Below are 16799 nucleotides of genomic sequence, written 5' to 3'. Positions count from 1 at the left end.
AGCACGTTTGGGGGATTGACGTCCCGATCGGTGTTTGCAATTTTTTGCAAGGTATGAAGAAATTTTCAAGTGGGCTTTTCCGCCGTGGCGACACAATCCGACAGAGTGCCGGTGGTTGATGGTGAAGCGTCGCTCGCCACGCGGGCGGCATGGCTGTATTTCGCCGCCGGACTGACGCAGTCCGAGGTCGCGGACCGTCTCAACATCCAAAGCACCAAGGCGCATCGGCTGATCGCACGCGCCAGCCGCGAGGGCATGATTCGCGTCTTTGTGGAGGGACCGGTCGCCGAATGTGTGGCGCTGGAAAACACGCTGGCCGATCGTTACGGGCTCAGCTTTTGTCGCGTGGCGCCCGATCTCGGCGAGGGCGATCTGCCGCTGAAAGCGTTGGCGCTGGAAGGTGCAAGTTTCCTGAGGCAGATTCTCGAGCGCGGTGAACACAAGATCATCGGCGTGGGGCACGGCCGCACGCTTGCCGCCATGGTCGAGCAGTTGCCTCAGACGCCGGCACGGGACGTGCAATTCGTGTCCCTGCTCGGCGGGTTGACCCGGAAATTCGCTGCCAATCCGTTCGACGTCATTCATCGCCTGGCCGAGCGGACTGGGGCAGAGGCCTATCTTCTGCCGGTGCCGGTGTTCGCCAATTCGGTGGCCGACCGCGCGGTCTTGATGAAGCAATACGGCATCGCCGACGTTTTCGCGCTGGCCCGGCGGGCCTCGCTCCTGTTCGTCGGCATCGGCCAGATCCACGCCGAAGGGTTTTTGGTCTCGAGCGGCATGATCCGGCCGGACGAAGTCGTCGAGCTGAAGCGCGCGGGTGCCTGCGCCGACCTGCTCGGACATTTCTTCAATGTCGATGGTGAAATGCTGGACATCGATCTCTCGGCGCGCGCCACCTCGATGGAGGCGGCCGACTTACGGAAGCATCGCATCGTCGCCCTTGGCGGCGGATTGGCCAAGGTCACGGCGTTGCGCGCGGTGCTGCGCAGCGGCCTCCTGCATGGCCTCATCATCGATGAGGTGACCGCGCAGGCGCTCGCTGCGGACAAGCCGGAGCCAACATCCGGCAACGGCAAAAGCAAGCCCAGGAAGAAGCTCAAGAAGGAGCTCAAGAACGAGGGCCGGAAGGGAACGTAAACGCGCACCATGGGAGGTTACAATGCACGATCGCGAGAAGAATCTGTTCGATTCCTACGCCGCAAAACGCATCAGCCGGCGTGATCTTCTGGACGGAGCGGCCAAGCTCGGCATCGTCGGTGCCGCCGCCAATGCTGCCTTCGCCTCCGCCATGTCGAGGGCGATGGCCGCGGACTTCAATTGGAAGGCCTATAGCGGCAAGACGATCAAGCTGCTCCTGAACAAGCATCCTTACGTCGACGCCATGATCGGCGATATCGAGGCGTTCAAGACGCTGACGGGAATGAACGTCACCTACGATATCTTCCCGGAGGATGTTTACTTCGACAAGGTGACGGCGGCGCTCTCCTCGAAGTCGGACCAGTACGACGCCTTCATGACGGGCGCTTACATGACCTGGACCTACGGTCCGGCCGGCTGGATCGAGGACCTGAACGCCTACATCAAGGACCCTGCGAAGACCAATCCGGCATTCGCCTGGGATGATGTGCTGCCGGGTCTACGCGCTTCGACGGCGTGGGATGGCGTGGCCGGCTCCGAGCTCGGTTCGGGCAAGGCCAAGCAGTGGTGTATCCCCTGGGGCTACGAGCTCAACAACATCACCTATAATCGCAACATCTTCGACAAGGTCGGCGTCAAGCCGCCGAAGAACCTCGACGAGATGCTCGATGTGGCCGCGAAGATTACCAAGGATGCCGGCGGTCCCTACGGCATTGGCGTGCGTGGCTCGCGTTCCTGGGCGACGATCCATCCCGGCTTCCTCTCGGCCTACTCGAATTTCGGCCAGAAGGATTTTGTGATGGAAGGCGGCAAGCTGAAAGCCGCGATGAACACCAAGGCCTCGAAGGAGTTCCATGAGAAATGGGTCAAGATGATTCAGACCTCGGGTCCGAAGAACTGGTCGACCTACACCTGGTACCAGGTCGGCACCGATCTTGGTGCGGGCGCCTCCGGCATGATCTTCGACGCCGACATCCTCGGCTACTTCATGAACGGCGGCGAGAACAAGGAGAGGGGCAATCTTGGCTACGCCCCCTTCGCCGCGAACCCGGCTGCCAAGGCCCCGACGCCGAACGTCTGGATCTGGTCGCTCGCAATGTCGAGCTTCTCCAAGCAGAAGGATGCGGCCTGGGTATTCATGCAATGGGCGACTTCGGTCGAGCACGACCTGTTCGGCGCACGCAAGATGGATTTCGTCAACCCGGTGCGCGCCTCGGTGTGGAAGGATCCGGAGTTCCGTGATCGCATCGCAAAATCCTATCCGGGCTATCTCGAACAGCATGATGTTTCGGCGCCGGGGGCCAAGATCTACTTCACGGCGCAGCCGCTGTTCTTCGACTTGACGACCGAGTGGGCCGCATCGCTTCAGAAGATGGTCGCCAAGGAGGTGAGCGTGGACGAAGGCCTCGACAAGCTTGCCGACAGTATCAACCGTCAGCTCAAGCAAGCCGGCCTAGGTTGACGCGTTGCGTGGCGCCTTCATTCCTCAGCACCACGACTACCCGCCGGCTCGGGACGCCTACCAGATCCCGGCCGGCGGTGTTGCAGTGAGAATGTGATCCTTATCATCATGAGCATGGTTCAACCCCTCCAGACTCAAGCGCTTCCGCGCCGCGCTGCGAGGCTGCGCGGGCGCATCCTGCCTTATCTGCTGAGCCTGCCGGCTCTGCTGGTCTGCATCGCCATCCTGGTGCCTTTCGTGACCGCGGCGATCTATTCTCTCCAGCGCTATCGGCTGAACCTGCCTTATCTGCGCGGCTTCATCGGTGTCGACAACTATATCGACTTCCTCTCGGACCCCGCGTTCTGGAATACGCTGCGCATCTCGCTCGTCTATACCGCGTTGACAGTCGTCCTCGAGCTTCTGCTTGGGCTCGGGATCGCAATGCTGTTGCGGCGGCCAACCCGTTTCCACAACGCGGTGTCGATCGTGCTCCTGCTGCCGCTGATGACGGCGCCTGCAATCGCGGCGCTGATGTGGAAGCTGATGACCAATCCGAGCTTCGGTATCCTGTCCTATCTCGTCAGCCTGTTCGGTGCACATGATTTCAAATGGGCGTCCGACCCATCGACCGCGCTGTTCACGGTGGTGCTGGTCGACGTCTGGGTTTACACGCCCTTCATCATGATCCTTCTCCTGGCGGGGTTGCGCTCGCTGCCGCGCCAGCCGTTCGAGGCTGCGGCGCTCGATGGTGTTCCGGCAAGCTTCGTCTTCTTCCGCATCACGCTGCCGATGCTCGCGCCTTATATCGTCACGGCGTCGCTGTTCCGGCTGCTCGACTCGATCCAGCAGTTCGACATCGTCTACGCGATGACGCAGGGCGGGCCCGGAGATCGGCTGATGGTATTTCAGGTCCAGGCCTATCTCGAATTCTTCCAGTACACCAATGTCGGACGCTCCGCGGCGCTGCTGATGATCCTCTGGCTGATCACGAACATTCTGTCGAACATCTTCATCAAGAACTGGCTGCGGCTGCGGGCCCGCGCCCATGGCCATGCGTAAGGGCGGGAGGGGGCGATGGATCACTCCAGTCTTGCTAGCCGCGTTTTTCGACGCATTGCGCTTGCGCTGGTGCTCGTCTTCTTCATGTTCCCGATCGTCTGGATCTTCCTGATGTCGTTCCAGACGAATGAACAGATACTGCGGATTCCGCCGCGCATCCTGTTCGAGCCGACGCTTGCCAATTACGAGGCGCTGATCTCCGGCCATTTGCGCACGACGGCCGGCAATCTCGAAATCTCCTTCATGCGCAACCTCATGAACAGCTTCGTGCTGTCGAGCGCGGCAGTGCTGCTGGCACTGCTGCTCGGCGTGCCGGCGGCCTATGCCTTTGCGCGGTTCAAATTTCGCCTGGGCGAGACCATCGCCTTTACGTTGCTGTCGTTTCGCTTTGCGCCACCCTTGCTCGTGCTGCTGCCGCTCTCGCTCTACTACCAGCAACTCGGGCTGAACGACACTTACTTCGGTATCGTCTGGGTCTATCAGCTCATAGCGCTGCCCTTGATTCTCTGGATCGTGCGCGGCTATTTCGAGGATATCAGCCCCGATATCGAGCACGCTTACCGGCTTGCCGGACATTCCTGGCGCGAGGCCTTCACCCGCATCGCCGTGCCGCTCGCCGGACCTGGCATCGCCGCTGCCGGTCTTCTGTCCTTCATCTTCTGCTGGAACAACTTCGTATTTGCGCTGATCCTGGCGTCGGCCGACAAGCAGCCGGTCACTGTCGGCGCGCTTGCCTTTGTTACGGCGTCGGGCATCCAATATGGTCAGATCGCGGCTGCGATCGTGCTCTCGGTGACGCCGACCTTGCTGCTCGCGCTCTACGCGCAACGCTATCTCGTCGAGGGATTGTCGCTCGGCGCGGTGAAGGGTTGACAGAATGGCTCGTCTCGAACTCAATTCCATCGGCAAGGGATTCGGTCCGGTCCGCTGCGCCGAAGATCTCTCGCTGACCGTCGAGTCCGGCGAGATCGTCGCGGTGTTTGGGCCTTCGGGCAGCGGCAAGACCGTGCTGCTACGCATGATCGCCGGCATGTTCGAGCCGGATGACGGGGACATTATGGTCGGCGGCCAGTCGATCGTCGGCGCACCGCCGGAGCGGCGCGGAATCGGCATGGCCTTTCAAAATTTCGCCCTGTTTCCGCACATGACCGCGCAGGACAACATCGCGAGCGGATTGCGGGCGAAGGCCGGAGCCAGAGAGCTCGCCTCGCGGGTCACATCGATCAGCCGGCTGTTGAAGATCGAGCATGTCCTCGGTCACATGCCGCGCGAATTGTCGAACGGCCAGAAGCAGCGGACGGCGCTCGCGCGCGCGCTGATCGGAAATCCCGAGGTGCTGCTGTTGGACGATCCGCTCCGCAACGTCGATGCCAAGCTGCGCTATGAAATGCGGCTCGAGCTCCCGAATCTTTTGCGACGCAGTTCCGCCGCGGTTCTCTATGTCACCCAGGATTACCGGGAGGCGATGGCAATCGCTGATCGGATCGCGGTCCTGATCGACGGGCGCCTCGCGCAGGTCGCGCGCCCTGAAGAAGTCTACGCCCGGCCCGCGTCAGTGGCCGTTGCGCGCCTGTTCGGCGATCCCAGCATCAATCTTGTCGAAGTCGTGCCCGCAACCGATCAGGGTTGTCTGATGTGCGAGATAGTCGGGGCCAGGATACGGCTCGGTTCTTTTCATGATCAGGCGGCGGATCAAGGTCCGTGCTGGCTCGGTGTGCGGCCGGATGATCTCGCGGTGGTCCGGTCGGCGAGTGAGGACGCCATTCCGGCGCGGGTTGTTGCCGTCACGCCGATGCATGAGCGCGCCGTGCTGTTGTTGCGCTTCCCGGACGGCACCGAATGGCTCGCGGCGCTTCCCCCGGATTCGCCGATGGCGAGTGCCGATGACGGCGTTTTCGTCCGCTTTGCGCCCGAGGCGGCGCTCCTATTCGATCGTGCGACCGGGCTTCGAGTCGATGTGCCGCATCGGCGGCAGGCGGCGTGAGGGGCAGACAACGATGGGCATGCTCGAAATCCGCAATGTCGACAAGGTGTACCGCAGCCGCGGCAAGCCACCAGTGCATGCCGTGCGCGCGCTCGACATGGAGGTGAAGAAGGGCGAGATTGTCGCACTGCTCGGGTCTTCCGGCTGCGGCAAGACGTCGACCTTGCGCATGGTCGCGGGCTTCGAGAGCGTCACGTCGGGCGCGATCGCGCTATCGCAGCGGCGGATCGACGAGTTGCCGCCGGCGAAGCGAAATGTGGCGATGGCCTTTGAAGGCTACTCGCTCTATCCGCCTCTGACCATTCGGGAGAACATCGCCTTTGCGCTCAAGGCACAACAGCTCGCTCATCGCGAGGTATCGCACCGCGTCGATGCGATCGCACGGATGGTCGAGATCGAGGACATCCTCGACAGTTATCCACGTTCTATTTCGGGGGGGCAGCAGCAGCGCGTGTCGCTGGCACGCGCGTTGGTGCGCGATGCCGACCTCTATCTGCTCGACGAGCCGATGGGCCAGCTTGAGCCCCAGCTTCGGGCTGTGCTGCGCGGGCGGATCAAGGGCCTCCTGGCCGAGCGCGGCATGACGGCGATCTTCGTGACCCATGACCAGACGGAGGCGAGCGCGCTGGCCGATCGCATCGCGGTGATGGAGGACGGCGTCCTTCAGCAATTCGCAAACGAAAGGGAGCTGAAGAATCGACCGGCCAACCTGTTTGTCGCAAGCTTCATCGGCGAGCCGCCGATGAACCTGCTGGAAACGCAGGTGGCGCACGCCGACGGCGGTTTCTGCTTGTCGGTTGGCGCGGATATGGCGTTTCGGATAGCGGGCGATACGCTCGACCAGGCCGCCAGGAAATTGCTCGAGCAGGCACAAAGTGTCCGGGTTGGCATTCGTCCGCAACGGATTGCCGTCGGAACGGGCGATGTGCGCGTGCGCGTCGTGTCTAATCAATGGCTCGGCGACCAGTCGCATGTGGCAGGCGAGTGCGCGGGTCATCTCTTGATCGCCGTGACGGTGAACCGGATTGCGGCGCGGCCCGGCGACATCGTGCCGTTCGCGCTGGATCCGCGCCACCTCCACGTTTTTGGTGCCGACGGCACCTGCATTCGCCACGCGGAGGGGGGCTGATCATGCAGACCTCGCCGCAGCGCGACGTGATCGTCGGCATCGATGCCGGCACGTCTCTGATCAAGACCGTGGCGTTTGCGCGCGACGGGCGGCAACTTGGCGATTTCTCTCTTCCTAATACATACACGACGTCGCCCGGCGGCCGCGTTGAGCAGGACATGTCGCGGACCTGGACCGACACGGTCGCCGCGTTGCGCGGGCTGGTGGCAGCCGTACCGGATATTTCGCAGCGCCTTGCTGCCATCGCGGTCACGGGGCAGGGCGATGGCACCTGGCTCATCGACGATGACGGCCGCCCGGTCGCGCCGGCATTGCTGTGGCTGGATTCGCGCGCCGCTCGCCTGGTTGAGGTGATCCGTGGCAGCGAGCGTAACGTCGCACTCTATCGACGCACGGGCTCCGGGCTGAACGCCTGCCAGCAGGGGCCGCAACTGGCTTGGCTGCAAGCGCATGCGCCCCAAACACTGTCGCAGGCCAGGACAGTCTTTCACTGCAAGGATTGGCTCTACTTCCTGCTCACCGGTCAGCGTGCGACCGATCCGTCGGAATTGACCTTTAGTTGTGGCGATTTTCGGAAACGCGGCTTCGATGCCGAGACAGCACGTCTGATCGGGATCGCTGATTGTGCGGCTCTGTTTCCCGAGGTCGTCGACGGGATCACGACGACGCATCCGCTGAGTGCGGCCGCCGCGATGGAAACCGGACTGCCGCAAGGCGTTCCGGTCTCGCTCGGCTATGTCGATGTCGTTTGCAATGCGCTCGGAGCGGGCCTCTACGATCTGGCTCCTGATGTCGGTTGCACCATCATCGGATCCACCGGTATGCACATGCGGCTCGCGACCAACGCTGACGCGGTCACGCTTAATGCGGAGGCAACCGGCTACACCATGCCGTTCCCCGTTCCCGGTCACTACGCGCAGATGCAATCCAACATGGCGGCGACGCTGAACATCGACTGGCTGCTCGATCTTGCCCGCGATCTGCTGGCCGCCGAGGGCGTGGTGCGTTCGCGCGCCGACCTGATCCGGCGACTCGATGAGCGTGTGCTCGAGGCGCGCCCGGGCGAGTTGCTGTTCCACCCCTTCATCTCCGATGCCGGCGAGCGCGGCCCGTTCATCGCGCACGAGGCTTGCGCGCAGTTCCTGGGCCTGCGCAGCCGGCACGGCTATTGGGACCTGATGCGCGCCGTGATGGAGGGGCTCGCCTTTGCTGCGCGGGATTGCTATGCGGCGATGGGAGCGCTGCCGGGCAATGTGCGGATCACCGGCGGTGCTGCACGAAGCCGCGCGCTCTGCGCCATATTGGGGGCGGCGCTTGAATGCGATGTACAGATCTGCAGCCGCGGCGAAGCCGGTGCTGCGGGTACGGCCATGATCGCGGCCGTCGCAACCGGAGTCTATCCGGACATGATGGCCTGCGCGGAGGACTGGGTGAGACCACATTTGAAAGCGCCGCAACGGCCCAATGCGGCATTGGCCGCGCAGTACGGGCGGATGTTCCCGACCTATCTCGACGCCCGGCTTGCGGCGCGGCCGGTCTGGAAGCAGCTTGCGGCGCTGCGTGCGGGAGTCGGTCATGTCTAGCTCCATCGCCATCGTCGGTGACCGTTTCATGCTGCCGTCGGTGTTCGCCGAGAAGATCACGGCTGTCTGCGGCAACGGTGTCGACATCCGCCTTCTGGAGCAGCCCTGGCCGGACGAGCCGATGGAGCACGGCTATGCGGGCTCGAAGCTCGATGGCCTGAAGGAATTCATGGGCGATCCGGACGAGGTCGCCGAGTTCATCGGCGACGCTGCGCTGCTCGTGACGCACTTGGCGCCGATCTCGCGGTCGATGCTGGAGCGCCTGCCGAACCTGAAATTCATCGCGGTCTCGCGCGGAGGTCCCGTCAACATCGACATGCAGGCCACGCGCGATCACGGGGTGATCGTCGTCAACACCCCGGGCCGCAACGCAAGCGCGGTCGCCGAGTTCACCATCGGCGCTATCCTCGCCGAGACGCGCTTGATCCGCAGCGGGCACGAATCCTTACGCGGTGGCGAATGGCGCGGCGATCTCTATCGCGCCGACCGCACTGGTCGCGAGCTCGGCGAGATGACGGTCGGCATCGTCGGTTATGGCGCGATCGGCACCCGCGTGGTGAAGCTGCTCAAGGCCTTCGGTTGCAAGATCCTGGTCGCCGACCCCTACGTCCAGCTCAGCGCGCAGGACCGCAACGACGGTGTCGAGCACGTCGCCCTCGCGGACCTGCTGGCGCGCGCCGACGTCATTAGTCTTCATGCGCGGGTCACCAGTGAGACGGCTGGCTTCATCGATCGCGCGGCGCTTGCACAGGTCAAGCCGGGCGCATTGCTGGTCAACACGGCGCGCGGCCCGCTGATCGACTACAAGGCGCTGTTCGAGGTGTTGTCCTCGGGGCGCCTTGGTGGCGCCATGCTGGACACGTTTGCGGTCGAGCCGGTGCCGCTGGACTGGCCGCTGCTCCAGTTGGCGAATGTTACGCTGACGCCGCACATCGCCGGCGCCTCGCTGCGTACCGTCACCATCGCCGCAGACCGGGTCGCCGAGGAGGTTCGCCGCTATCTCGCCGGCGAGCCGCCGCTCAATCCGTGCTGAAGACGAAAGGTGTTTGAAATGACCCGTGAAGAGCGAAAATTGCGCGAAGCGATCATTGCCAAGTGTCGGTGGATGAACGCGTCGGGTCTGAACCAGGGGACGTCGGGAAATATCTCCGCCCGCTACAAGGACCGGATGCTGATTACGCCGTCCGCGACGCCCTATGGCGCGATGAAGCCGGAGATGATTGCTTCGATGCCGCTTGAGGGCGAATACGGTTCCTGGGAAGGACCGCTCCAGCCGTCCACCGAATGGCGCTTTCATCTCGACATAATGCGCGGGCGGCCGGATGTCGGCGGTGTCGTCCACACCCACTCGACCTACGCCACCGTGCTCGCCATCGCCCGCAAGCCGATTCCTGCCTGCCACTACATGATGGCGGCATTCGGCGGCAACGATATCCGCTGCGCCGGCTATGCGCGTTACGGCACGGCTAAGCTATCCGAACTCGCTCTGCAAGCGCTCGAAGGCCGCAACGGCTGCCTGCTCGCCAATCACGGCATGATCGCGGTCGGCCCGAATCTCGACAAGGCGATGTGGCTCGCCGTCGAGCTCGAAACCATCGCGCGCCAATATTATCTCTCGCTCGCGCTCGGCGGGTCGCACATTCTCAGCGAGGCTGAGATCGCGGACACCGCCAAGGGCTTCTCGACGTATGGCTTGCAGGCGCCGAAACCAAGATCGAATGCAAAGCCGGCGAAGGCGCGCACCGCAAAGGCCGCAGCAGGCCGACACGTTGAGAAGAAGCGCAGCAGGACGCGATGACGGGGACTGCGCCGGATGCAGGCAGGGATCACGGGCTGGTCGACATTGCCATCATCGGCGGTGGCATCAACGGCGCCGGCATCGCCCGCGATGCGGCCGGCCGTGGGCTGAAGGTCCTGCTCTGCGAGAAGGGTGATTTTGCCGAAGGCACGTCGTCGCGGTCCGGCAAGCTCGTGCATGGCGGCTTGCGCTATCTCGAATATTACGAGTTTCGCCTCGTTCGCGAGGCCCTGATCGAGCGCGAGGTGCTGCTCGCCTCCGCGCCCCACATCATCTGGCCAATGCGCTTCGTGCTGCCGCATTCGCCCGAGCAGCGGCCGGCCTGGCTGGTTCGCACCGGGTTATTTCTCTACGACCATCTCGGCGGCCGCAAGCGCCTGCCCGCGAGTCGCGGACTCGATCTTTCGCATGCGTCGGAGGGCGCGCCGCTGCGCCGCGAATTCCGCCGCGGCTTTGAATATTCGGATTGCTGGGTCGACGACGCCAGGCTCGTGATCCTGAACCTCGTCGACGCGGCCCGCAACGGGGCCAACGTCTTGCCACGCACGCGCGCGGTGACCGCGCGCCGGGACCGAGCGAACTGGCACCTGGAGATGCAGGACGAAAATGGCGGCCTGCATACGGTCCGTGCGCGCGCGCTCGTCAACGCGGCCGGGCCCTGGGTCCAGGATGTCGCGCAGGGGGTTGCCGGTCTCAACTCGTCGCACAATGTGCGGCTCGTCAAGGGCAGCCATGTAGTGGTGCCGAAATTCTGGAGCGGGCCGCAGGCCTATCTGCTCCAGAACGCGGATCGCCGCGTCATCTTCGTCAACCCTTACGAGGACGATCTCGCGCTGATCGGCACCACGGATATTTCCTATGGCGGCCGCGCCGAAGATGTCGCGATCGACGAGGGCGAGATCGACTATCTGCTGGGCGTCTTGAGCCGCTACTTCAGGGCCCCGCCGCGCCGGAGCGAGGTCGTCCATGCCTTCTCCGGGGTTCGGCCGCTCTACGACGACAATGCCGAGAACCCCTCGGCGGTGACGCGGGACTACGTTTTCGAGGTTCACGGCACGCCGGAGGTGCCCCCACTGCTGTCGATCTTCGGCGGCAAGATCACGACTTATCGCCGGCTCGCGGAGCAGGCGCTCGGCCGCCTGGAAGCCTGGTTTCCGAAGGTATCGCCGGCATGGACGGCCGGCACGCCGCTGCCGGGCGGCGACATCAATGGTCCCTTCGATCATTTCGTCACAGAACTTGCGCGCGCCTATCCCGACCTCCCGCGCAAGCTGATCCATCACTATGCGCGCCTGTATGGTACGCGGGCGCGCGAACTGCTTGGCTCGGCCCGCGTCTCGGCCGATCTCGGTCGGCATTTCGGTGGAGACTTTTACGAACGTGAGGCTGCGTTTCTACGCGAGACCGAGTGGGCCAAGGAACCTCAGGACTTTCTGGATCGGCGCACCAAACATGGCCTGCATCTGACGGTGGCGCAACGGGACGCATTTGCCAGCTTCATCTAACTCGTCGGCGCCATTCCACCTCAACCGTACGGGTACTGTAGGCGATCTGTGCATGAAACACCAATGGAAGTCTTCGCTAGCTCGAGATCGGAAGCTATCCGTCCGGCTGGAGCTGATCAGATGTCGGAGTAGCTCAAGTCGGAGTGACTGCCCGCCTTCTGGCGCGCAAAGGTGATCACCATTGATCAGCCTCGATCTTGTTGGTTGGCGCTAGCTCAAATTGGCCCATGATGGATTGGAGCGAGATGTTAATGTTTTCAATTAGAAGGCCGCGTGGGCACGACGTGTGCACCGGGAGATCAAGGAAAATCTACCGTGGGCAAGTGCGGTCGCTGTTTCGACTGAGGTGAGATCTTAAGACGTTTGCGTGGTTTAGAGCGGGGTCGCAGGAGCAGGAGCCGAGGTCGTGCCTCACGATCAGTGAATGATCGACCTGCGAATAGTTCTGCGGACTACGGTGAGGACACAAAATCATGTCTGGGGTTCAAGCCGCTTCCTCAGTGCCAAATCTACGATTTTGAGCGCTTTACTCCGATTTTCCACGAACTCCTTCGCCCGATTGTAACGCTCAGGCAGCGTCGCGAGTCCGAGTGGGATCGTGGACGCAGCGGCGCAGATATTGACTGAAGGGATCGAAGGGCGGCCGACGGGATGTGGACCGCAAGCGATTCTCGCGGGCCGCCACTTCGATGCAGTCCGTGCTTTGCGGACCGCCGCTCGATCACGAGGCAACATTCGGTTGGCGGAAGGCCGCTTCCATCTCGCGACGGACGCGCACGGCGAGGCTGTCCGGATCGTACTCCACATCCTCCCACTTCAGCCGTTGACCTTCTTCGATCTCGGCCTTGAGCTTGACGTGGTGGGCCAGGCCGAGCGGAAGATAGCCCTGCTTGAGCGAGGCCTCAGCCGGCGTCTGCTTGCCCCAGACGCAGAAGCCGCCTTCGCCGTCGAGCATCTCGCCGGCCTTTAGCTTGCGCTTGGCGGTCGCAACCACGTCCGAGTTGAACACGATCGGCGCGCCGGTCGGCTCCTTGCGCAGCGCCGCCGACGCAACGGAGATGCCGAGCTCGAGCCCGATCATGTGGATCGGACGGTAGAGCGAAGCATATTTGCCGGTCTTGTCTGGCAGCATGCTGTACTCGCGAAAACATTCCTCGGAATAGGCGCTGTCGGTCTCGAACACGACATAGGTGCCCATCACGAGGCTCTGTGGCACGTCGGTGCCGTCGCGATAGACGGACGAGGTGACCTCGGTGACGCCAGACTTCTCCAGCGTACCGCCGTCGGATCTCGGCTTGCAGATCTCGGCGTGCTCGAAGCGGGTGGCCGGCGGGAAGGACAAGCCTTCGCTCTGTGCATGCAGCCCGGTCGCGTTGCAGACCGCGGTCATCTCGATGCCCGACTTGGTGCCGTCGACGAAGGAGTTGAACATCTTCGGATTGATCGAGTTGCGATCCTTGATCTTCATGTATTTGTCGAGGATGTCCCACACCGTATCCGGCGTCGACTGGTGATAGGTCGGGTGGTAGCGCGTGCCCTTGCCGGCAGCGACGACCTTGAAGCCGGCCGCGCGCGCCCAATCGACGTGATCGGCGATCAGTGCCGGCTGGTCGCCCCAGGCCAATGAGTAGACGATACCAGCCTGCCGCGCTTTGCGCGCCAGGATGGGGCCTGCGACCGCGTCCGCCTCGACATTGACCATCACGATGTGCTTGCCGTTCTCGATCGCTTTCATCGCAAAGCGGATGCCGGCACCGGGATCGCCGGTCGCCTCGATGATGACCTCGATCGCCGGATGGGTGATAAGGGCGTCGGCATTGTCGGTGACGATGGTACGGCCGTGCTTCAGCGCGTCGTCGATCGAGGTGGCTGCATATTGCTCTTCGGGCCAGCAACCGAGCTTGAGCTGCGAACGGGCGCGGGCGGTGTTGAGGCCGGCGACGCCGACCAGATGCATGCCGTCGGTCTGGCGCACCTGCGACAGGAACATCAGCCCGAACTTTCCGGCCCCAATCAGCCCAATATTAATCGGTTTGCCGGCAGCCTTGCGCTCCAGCAGCATGCGATGGAGATTTATGAGATTGTTCCTTGACGTTCCTCGGACGACGGCTGTGTCCGCCGTTTCGCGGGAAACGTTAGGTAGCGGCGAATCCGAGCGCAATTTAGATTATCTGCCGCGACGATGTAGACACGCTAAACTATTCGCTCGTTCCAACTGTCGCGCTCCTTGCGCAGCCAGTCGAGGAAGGTGCGGGTCTTGCGGTGGCGCAGATGGCCGTGCGGGCAGACGATCCACTGCGTGGTCAGCGCGATGGCCGGCGGATCCTTCACAGGACAGACCAGGCAGCCGTCGCGCAATTCGCGCCAGGCCAACAGCTCGCTTTCCAGCCCGATGCCGAGCCCGTCAACGGCGGCGTCGATCGCCATGTGGCTGCGGTCGAACAGCACGCGCTTCCAGCGCTCGGTCGGCTCGATGCCGGCCTCCGAGAACCAGCGCGGCCACTGCATCTGCGATTTCACCGAATGGATCAGCCGGTGCTTGAGCGGGTCGACGGCGGAAAGACTGCCCGCCGCAAGGCGCACTGTAGCCTGCGTTTACTCCGGGAATGGAGTGGTTCATCAGAAGTTTGGCGTCAACTTCCGAAACACCGGCTGCTGTTGCAATCGTACGGAAGGTTTGCCGGAGGTCGTTGCCCCACTTCGACAGGATTTTCCGGTCCTCCTTTGTTTCCGACAAATGCCCCGATCCGCTGTCGGCCGGGAAGACCCACTCTTGTGCTTGCCTTGGATACATTTGCCTGCCGAACCGGATTGCGCGGACTAGGCAAAGGATCATCTGTCGCGACAACGGTATATCGAACGCCTTCTTCTTGCCTCCCTTTGGTTTGGGACGTGCAGCGTGCGACGCCGACAATCGATGTCTTCTGGCTTGGCATGCTGGAGCGCCGTGGGCCGAGAACCGCAAAGAAGCGCGAAGAGGTGGAACTCTCTACGTACGGGGTTGTCGAGGATGGCGAGCTGCGCAAACCAGCCCTTTAGGTCGGCCGATCCCATCCCAGTGTTGCGGCGCTCCTCCTCATTCCAGTCGACCGCATCGGCCGGGTTATCTGACGGCAACGACCTGTTCGTCTTCCGTGCATGATTGTAGATGGCCCGCAGGGTGCGCATACTACCATTGGCCATATACGGCCCATTTTCTTTGGTGACCTCATCGTGCTTCTTGGCCACCCGGGCTGGGTCAGCTGCGAGCTCCTTGAGGGGAGTGTCGAGCCATTCCACAAAAATCCGTTCGACGTGATCGCGGTAGCCCTCGACGGTCTTGTTGCTGCGATTCTTGCGGATCAGATGGGCTTCGAGGTACCGGTGCCAGGCCTGCCTGAGCGTAACGCTTGCGACTGTCCCGCCACTTTGCATCGCCGGAGCGGGTGTCATCCGTACGGTTTGTTTCACGTCCTTTGGATGTCGTCCGCGGCTAATCTGGGCCAAGTACTCCTTGGCTGCGGCACGCGCAGCTCGAGTCGACATCTCACTAGCGTCGCCAATGGAGACCCTAATGGACGAAGCCCGTTTGCCTCCCTGCCTGAGGTCTCCCTGAACGGTGAAAGTCCGTCGTCGCTTTCCGATGACGACAAAGAAGCCTTTCAGCTCCGTGTCGCGCGCCAGGTACCAGCCGTCCTTCGGGGCGGGTAGCTGGGCAATGGTCTTGTCGGTGAGGGGAATTCGAATGTCGGCCATAAGCGAGAGTCCATGCCCGTTAAAACGGTTTTCAAACGGTGTCAGCGGATCGAGCAGTTGGAAGGTTTGTCTTCGAGGGAGCGCGAAGCTATGCGATAAAATAAGGAAACATCAACGGCTTACTAAGGGGCATGGTACCCTGGCGCGCTCTTGGAAGCTGTGGCAAAGAGCCGGTTCTGAACTCTTAATCAGCGGGTCCCAGGTTCGAGCCCTGGTGCGCCCACCATTTCAAGGCCTGCCGATGCAGGGATTTTTCATTCCGGGCACCAGAACAAACCATGTTTCGTGCGACGCTTAAGCAGTCGGACGTCGCGTGATAAGCCTGTTGTGCGATTTTTCCTTTGTTCTTGTATCTTCACCCGTTCGATACCGCGCGCAGCGCCGACGATACAGGTCAATTACCTGCTCGTCGTAGAATAGGATATCGGGGCGAGCAAAGCGGACGAGTCTGCCCCATGATGAGAAGGGCCACAGTGGCGCATTGTCGGGCCCTTGTGCTGCGAAGATGCGGCGCCGCCACTTCGTCGCGCAATTCGGCAGCCACGCTCGCGTAGCAAGCACAACCGCAGGTAGCGTGGAGCCCGCTCTTGAAAAGCCGAAACGCAGGCACCAGCATCGGCGTCCACTCGCCGCCAGCTGTGCGACACGGCAACGGAGTACGGCCACCGAAAAATTGCCCCGGCGACCACATCCGGCAAATGGATTCCCAATCCTTGATTGTAGTTGATTGATACCCTAATACCGTTGCTGAGGGGCAACACAGGTGTGGACCGGTGCGGACGATCATTGCTGACGATCACGCGATCATGCGGGAGGGTCTGAAGCAGCTTCTGTCGACCGTCGACGAGCTGATTGTCAGCGGAGAGGCGGCGGACGCAGAGGCTGTTCATCGGCTGCTGAACGAAAACTCCGCCGATCTTCTCATCCTTGATCTCGGCATGCCGGGTGTGAGCGGCTTTCAATTCATAGCTCACCTGAGAACCGCTTGGCCGGAGCTGCGGGTTCTTGTCCTCACCGCCAATGTAGAGCCGCGTTCCGTTCGAGCAGCCTTTTCCGCGGGCGCGAGCGGCTATTTGACCAAGAGCGGCGATCCGTCCGAACTCATTGCTGCGATCGATGCCATCAGAAAAGGCAAGGCCTACGTTGCCGAGGAGGTTCGCTTTGCAGTGGACCATCATGATGGCCCGAACGAAATCCCGGAGCCCATGGCCGCAATCGTATCTCCGGTCGCGCTGACAAGGCGTGAGCGGCAAATCCTGGCGATGATCCCTCACGGCGCCACCAACCGCGACATCGCCAACCGTCTCGGCATTAGCCTGCTTACTGCCCGGAAGCATCGCGAGAATCTTATGCGGAAGCTCGATCTGCACAATGGTGCGGAATTGACGGCTTACGCGGTTCGTCTCGGCCTTCCAGCGGGGTAGC

Annotated in this window: 13 protein-coding genes and 1 pseudogene; 11 read left to right on the top strand and 3 right to left on the bottom strand. The window is 62.5% G+C overall.

Features of this window, described 5'->3' with window-relative positions; genetic code table 11:
* Nucleotides 1–84 precede the first annotated feature (84 nt).
* From YU9_RS42830 to YU9_RS0129495, 10 genes are all read left to right on the top strand, one after another.
* Nucleotides 85–1137, top strand: a complete 1053-nt coding sequence (locus tag YU9_RS42830; RefSeq protein WP_198028313.1) for a sugar-binding transcriptional regulator — start codon at nt 85–87, stop codon at nt 1135–1137.
* Between the two features lie 22 nt (nt 1138–1159).
* Nucleotides 1160–2599: an extracellular solute-binding protein gene (locus tag YU9_RS0129535; protein WP_027576033.1), complete on the top strand. Its 1440-nt coding sequence runs from the start codon at nt 1160–1162 to the stop codon at nt 2597–2599.
* A 114-nt stretch (nt 2600–2713) separates the two neighbouring features.
* Nucleotides 2714–3640, top strand: a complete 927-nt coding sequence (locus YU9_RS0129530) for a carbohydrate ABC transporter permease (protein ID WP_198028315.1) — start codon at nt 2714–2716, stop codon at nt 3638–3640.
* 15 nt (nt 3641–3655) lie between these two features.
* Nucleotides 3656–4513 carry a carbohydrate ABC transporter permease gene (locus tag YU9_RS0129525; protein WP_027576031.1) on the top strand — a complete coding sequence of 286 codons (858 nt, stop codon included), beginning with the start codon at nt 3656–3658 and terminating at the stop codon, nt 4511–4513.
* 4 nt (nt 4514–4517) lie between these two features.
* Nucleotides 4518–5624, top strand: coding sequence for an ABC transporter ATP-binding protein (locus YU9_RS0129520; protein WP_027576030.1), 1107 nt, complete (start codon nt 4518–4520; stop codon nt 5622–5624).
* 19 nt (nt 5625–5643) lie between these two features.
* Entirely contained in the window at nt 5644–6753 is a 1110-nt protein-coding gene (locus YU9_RS0129515) for an ABC transporter ATP-binding protein (RefSeq protein ID WP_027576029.1), read from the top strand.
* Nucleotides 6754–6755: 2 nt separating this feature from the next.
* Nucleotides 6756–8336 carry an FGGY-family carbohydrate kinase gene (locus tag YU9_RS0129510; RefSeq protein ID WP_027576028.1) on the top strand — a complete coding sequence of 527 codons (1581 nt, stop codon included), beginning with the start codon at nt 6756–6758 and terminating at the stop codon, nt 8334–8336.
* Nucleotides 8329–9369: a 2-hydroxyacid dehydrogenase gene (locus YU9_RS0129505; protein ID WP_027576027.1), complete on the top strand. Its 1041-nt coding sequence runs from the start codon at nt 8329–8331 to the stop codon at nt 9367–9369. Before YU9_RS0129510 ends, YU9_RS0129505 begins: the two co-directional genes overlap by 8 nt.
* Nucleotides 9370–9387: 18 nt before the next feature.
* On the top strand, nt 9388–10134 hold the full coding sequence (locus YU9_RS0129500) for a class II aldolase/adducin family protein (protein ID WP_036018443.1): 747 nt from the start codon (nt 9388–9390) through the stop codon (nt 10132–10134).
* Complete coding sequence (locus YU9_RS0129495) at nt 10131–11639, top strand: glycerol-3-phosphate dehydrogenase (RefSeq protein WP_027576025.1); 1509 nt, start codon at nt 10131–10133, stop codon at nt 11637–11639. Before YU9_RS0129500 ends, YU9_RS0129495 begins: the two co-directional genes overlap by 4 nt.
* Before the next feature lie 721 nt (nt 11640–12360).
* Here the strand turns inward: YU9_RS0129495 and YU9_RS0129490 are convergent.
* The 3 genes and pseudogenes from YU9_RS0129490 to YU9_RS42820 form a co-directional block, all read right to left on the bottom strand.
* The gene (locus YU9_RS0129490; protein ID WP_027576024.1) at nt 12361–13716 is read right to left on the bottom strand and encodes an NAD(P)H-dependent oxidoreductase; all 1356 of its coding nucleotides are present in this window, start codon (nt 13714–13716) and stop codon (nt 12361–12363) included.
* 116 nt (nt 13717–13832) lie between these two features.
* Nucleotides 13833–14222, bottom strand: a complete 390-nt coding sequence (locus YU9_RS42825) for a LysR substrate-binding domain-containing protein (protein ID WP_371259215.1) — start codon at nt 14220–14222, stop codon at nt 13833–13835.
* Nucleotide 14223: 1 nt separating this feature from the next.
* Nucleotides 14224–15374 (bottom strand): annotated as a pseudogene (locus YU9_RS42820) (tyrosine-type recombinase/integrase); the annotation flags it as partial.
* 773 nt (nt 15375–16147) lie between these two features.
* On the opposite strand from YU9_RS42820, the gene YU9_RS0129475 reads away from it, so the two are divergent.
* Nucleotides 16148–16798, top strand: a complete 651-nt coding sequence (locus YU9_RS0129475; protein WP_027576023.1) for a response regulator transcription factor — start codon at nt 16148–16150, stop codon at nt 16796–16798.
* The last annotated feature ends 1 nt before the right edge of the window (nt 16799 follow it).

Origin of the sequence: Bradyrhizobium sp. WSM1743, from assembly GCF_000473065.1 — a bacterium.
In the GTDB taxonomy this organism is placed as follows: Bacteria; Pseudomonadota; Alphaproteobacteria; order Rhizobiales; family Xanthobacteraceae; genus Bradyrhizobium.
This window is presented reverse-complemented; position numbering and strand designations above follow the sequence as displayed.

What these genes read in the sequence shown, in the direction of transcription:
- YU9_RS0129535 (WP_027576033.1), top strand. Translation starts at nt 1,160, where the DNA reads ATGCACGATCGCGAGAAGAATCTGTTCGATTCCTACGCCGCAAAACGC.
- YU9_RS0129530 (WP_198028315.1), top strand. Translation starts at nt 2,714, where the DNA reads ATGGTTCAACCCCTCCAGACTCAAGCGCTTCCGCGCCGCGCTGCGAGG.
- YU9_RS0129525 (WP_027576031.1), top strand. Translation starts at nt 3,656, where the DNA reads ATGGATCACTCCAGTCTTGCTAGCCGCGTTTTTCGACGCATTGCGCTT.
- YU9_RS0129520 (WP_027576030.1), top strand. Translation starts at nt 4,518, where the DNA reads ATGGCTCGTCTCGAACTCAATTCCATCGGCAAGGGATTCGGTCCGGTC.
- YU9_RS0129515 (WP_027576029.1), top strand. Translation starts at nt 5,644, where the DNA reads ATGCTCGAAATCCGCAATGTCGACAAGGTGTACCGCAGCCGCGGCAAG.
- YU9_RS0129510 (WP_027576028.1), top strand. Translation starts at nt 6,756, where the DNA reads ATGCAGACCTCGCCGCAGCGCGACGTGATCGTCGGCATCGATGCCGGC.
- YU9_RS0129505 (WP_027576027.1), top strand. Translation starts at nt 8,329, where the DNA reads ATGTCTAGCTCCATCGCCATCGTCGGTGACCGTTTCATGCTGCCGTCG.
- YU9_RS0129500 (WP_036018443.1), top strand. Translation starts at nt 9,388, where the DNA reads ATGACCCGTGAAGAGCGAAAATTGCGCGAAGCGATCATTGCCAAGTGT.
- YU9_RS0129495 (WP_027576025.1), top strand. Translation starts at nt 10,131, where the DNA reads ATGACGGGGACTGCGCCGGATGCAGGCAGGGATCACGGGCTGGTCGAC.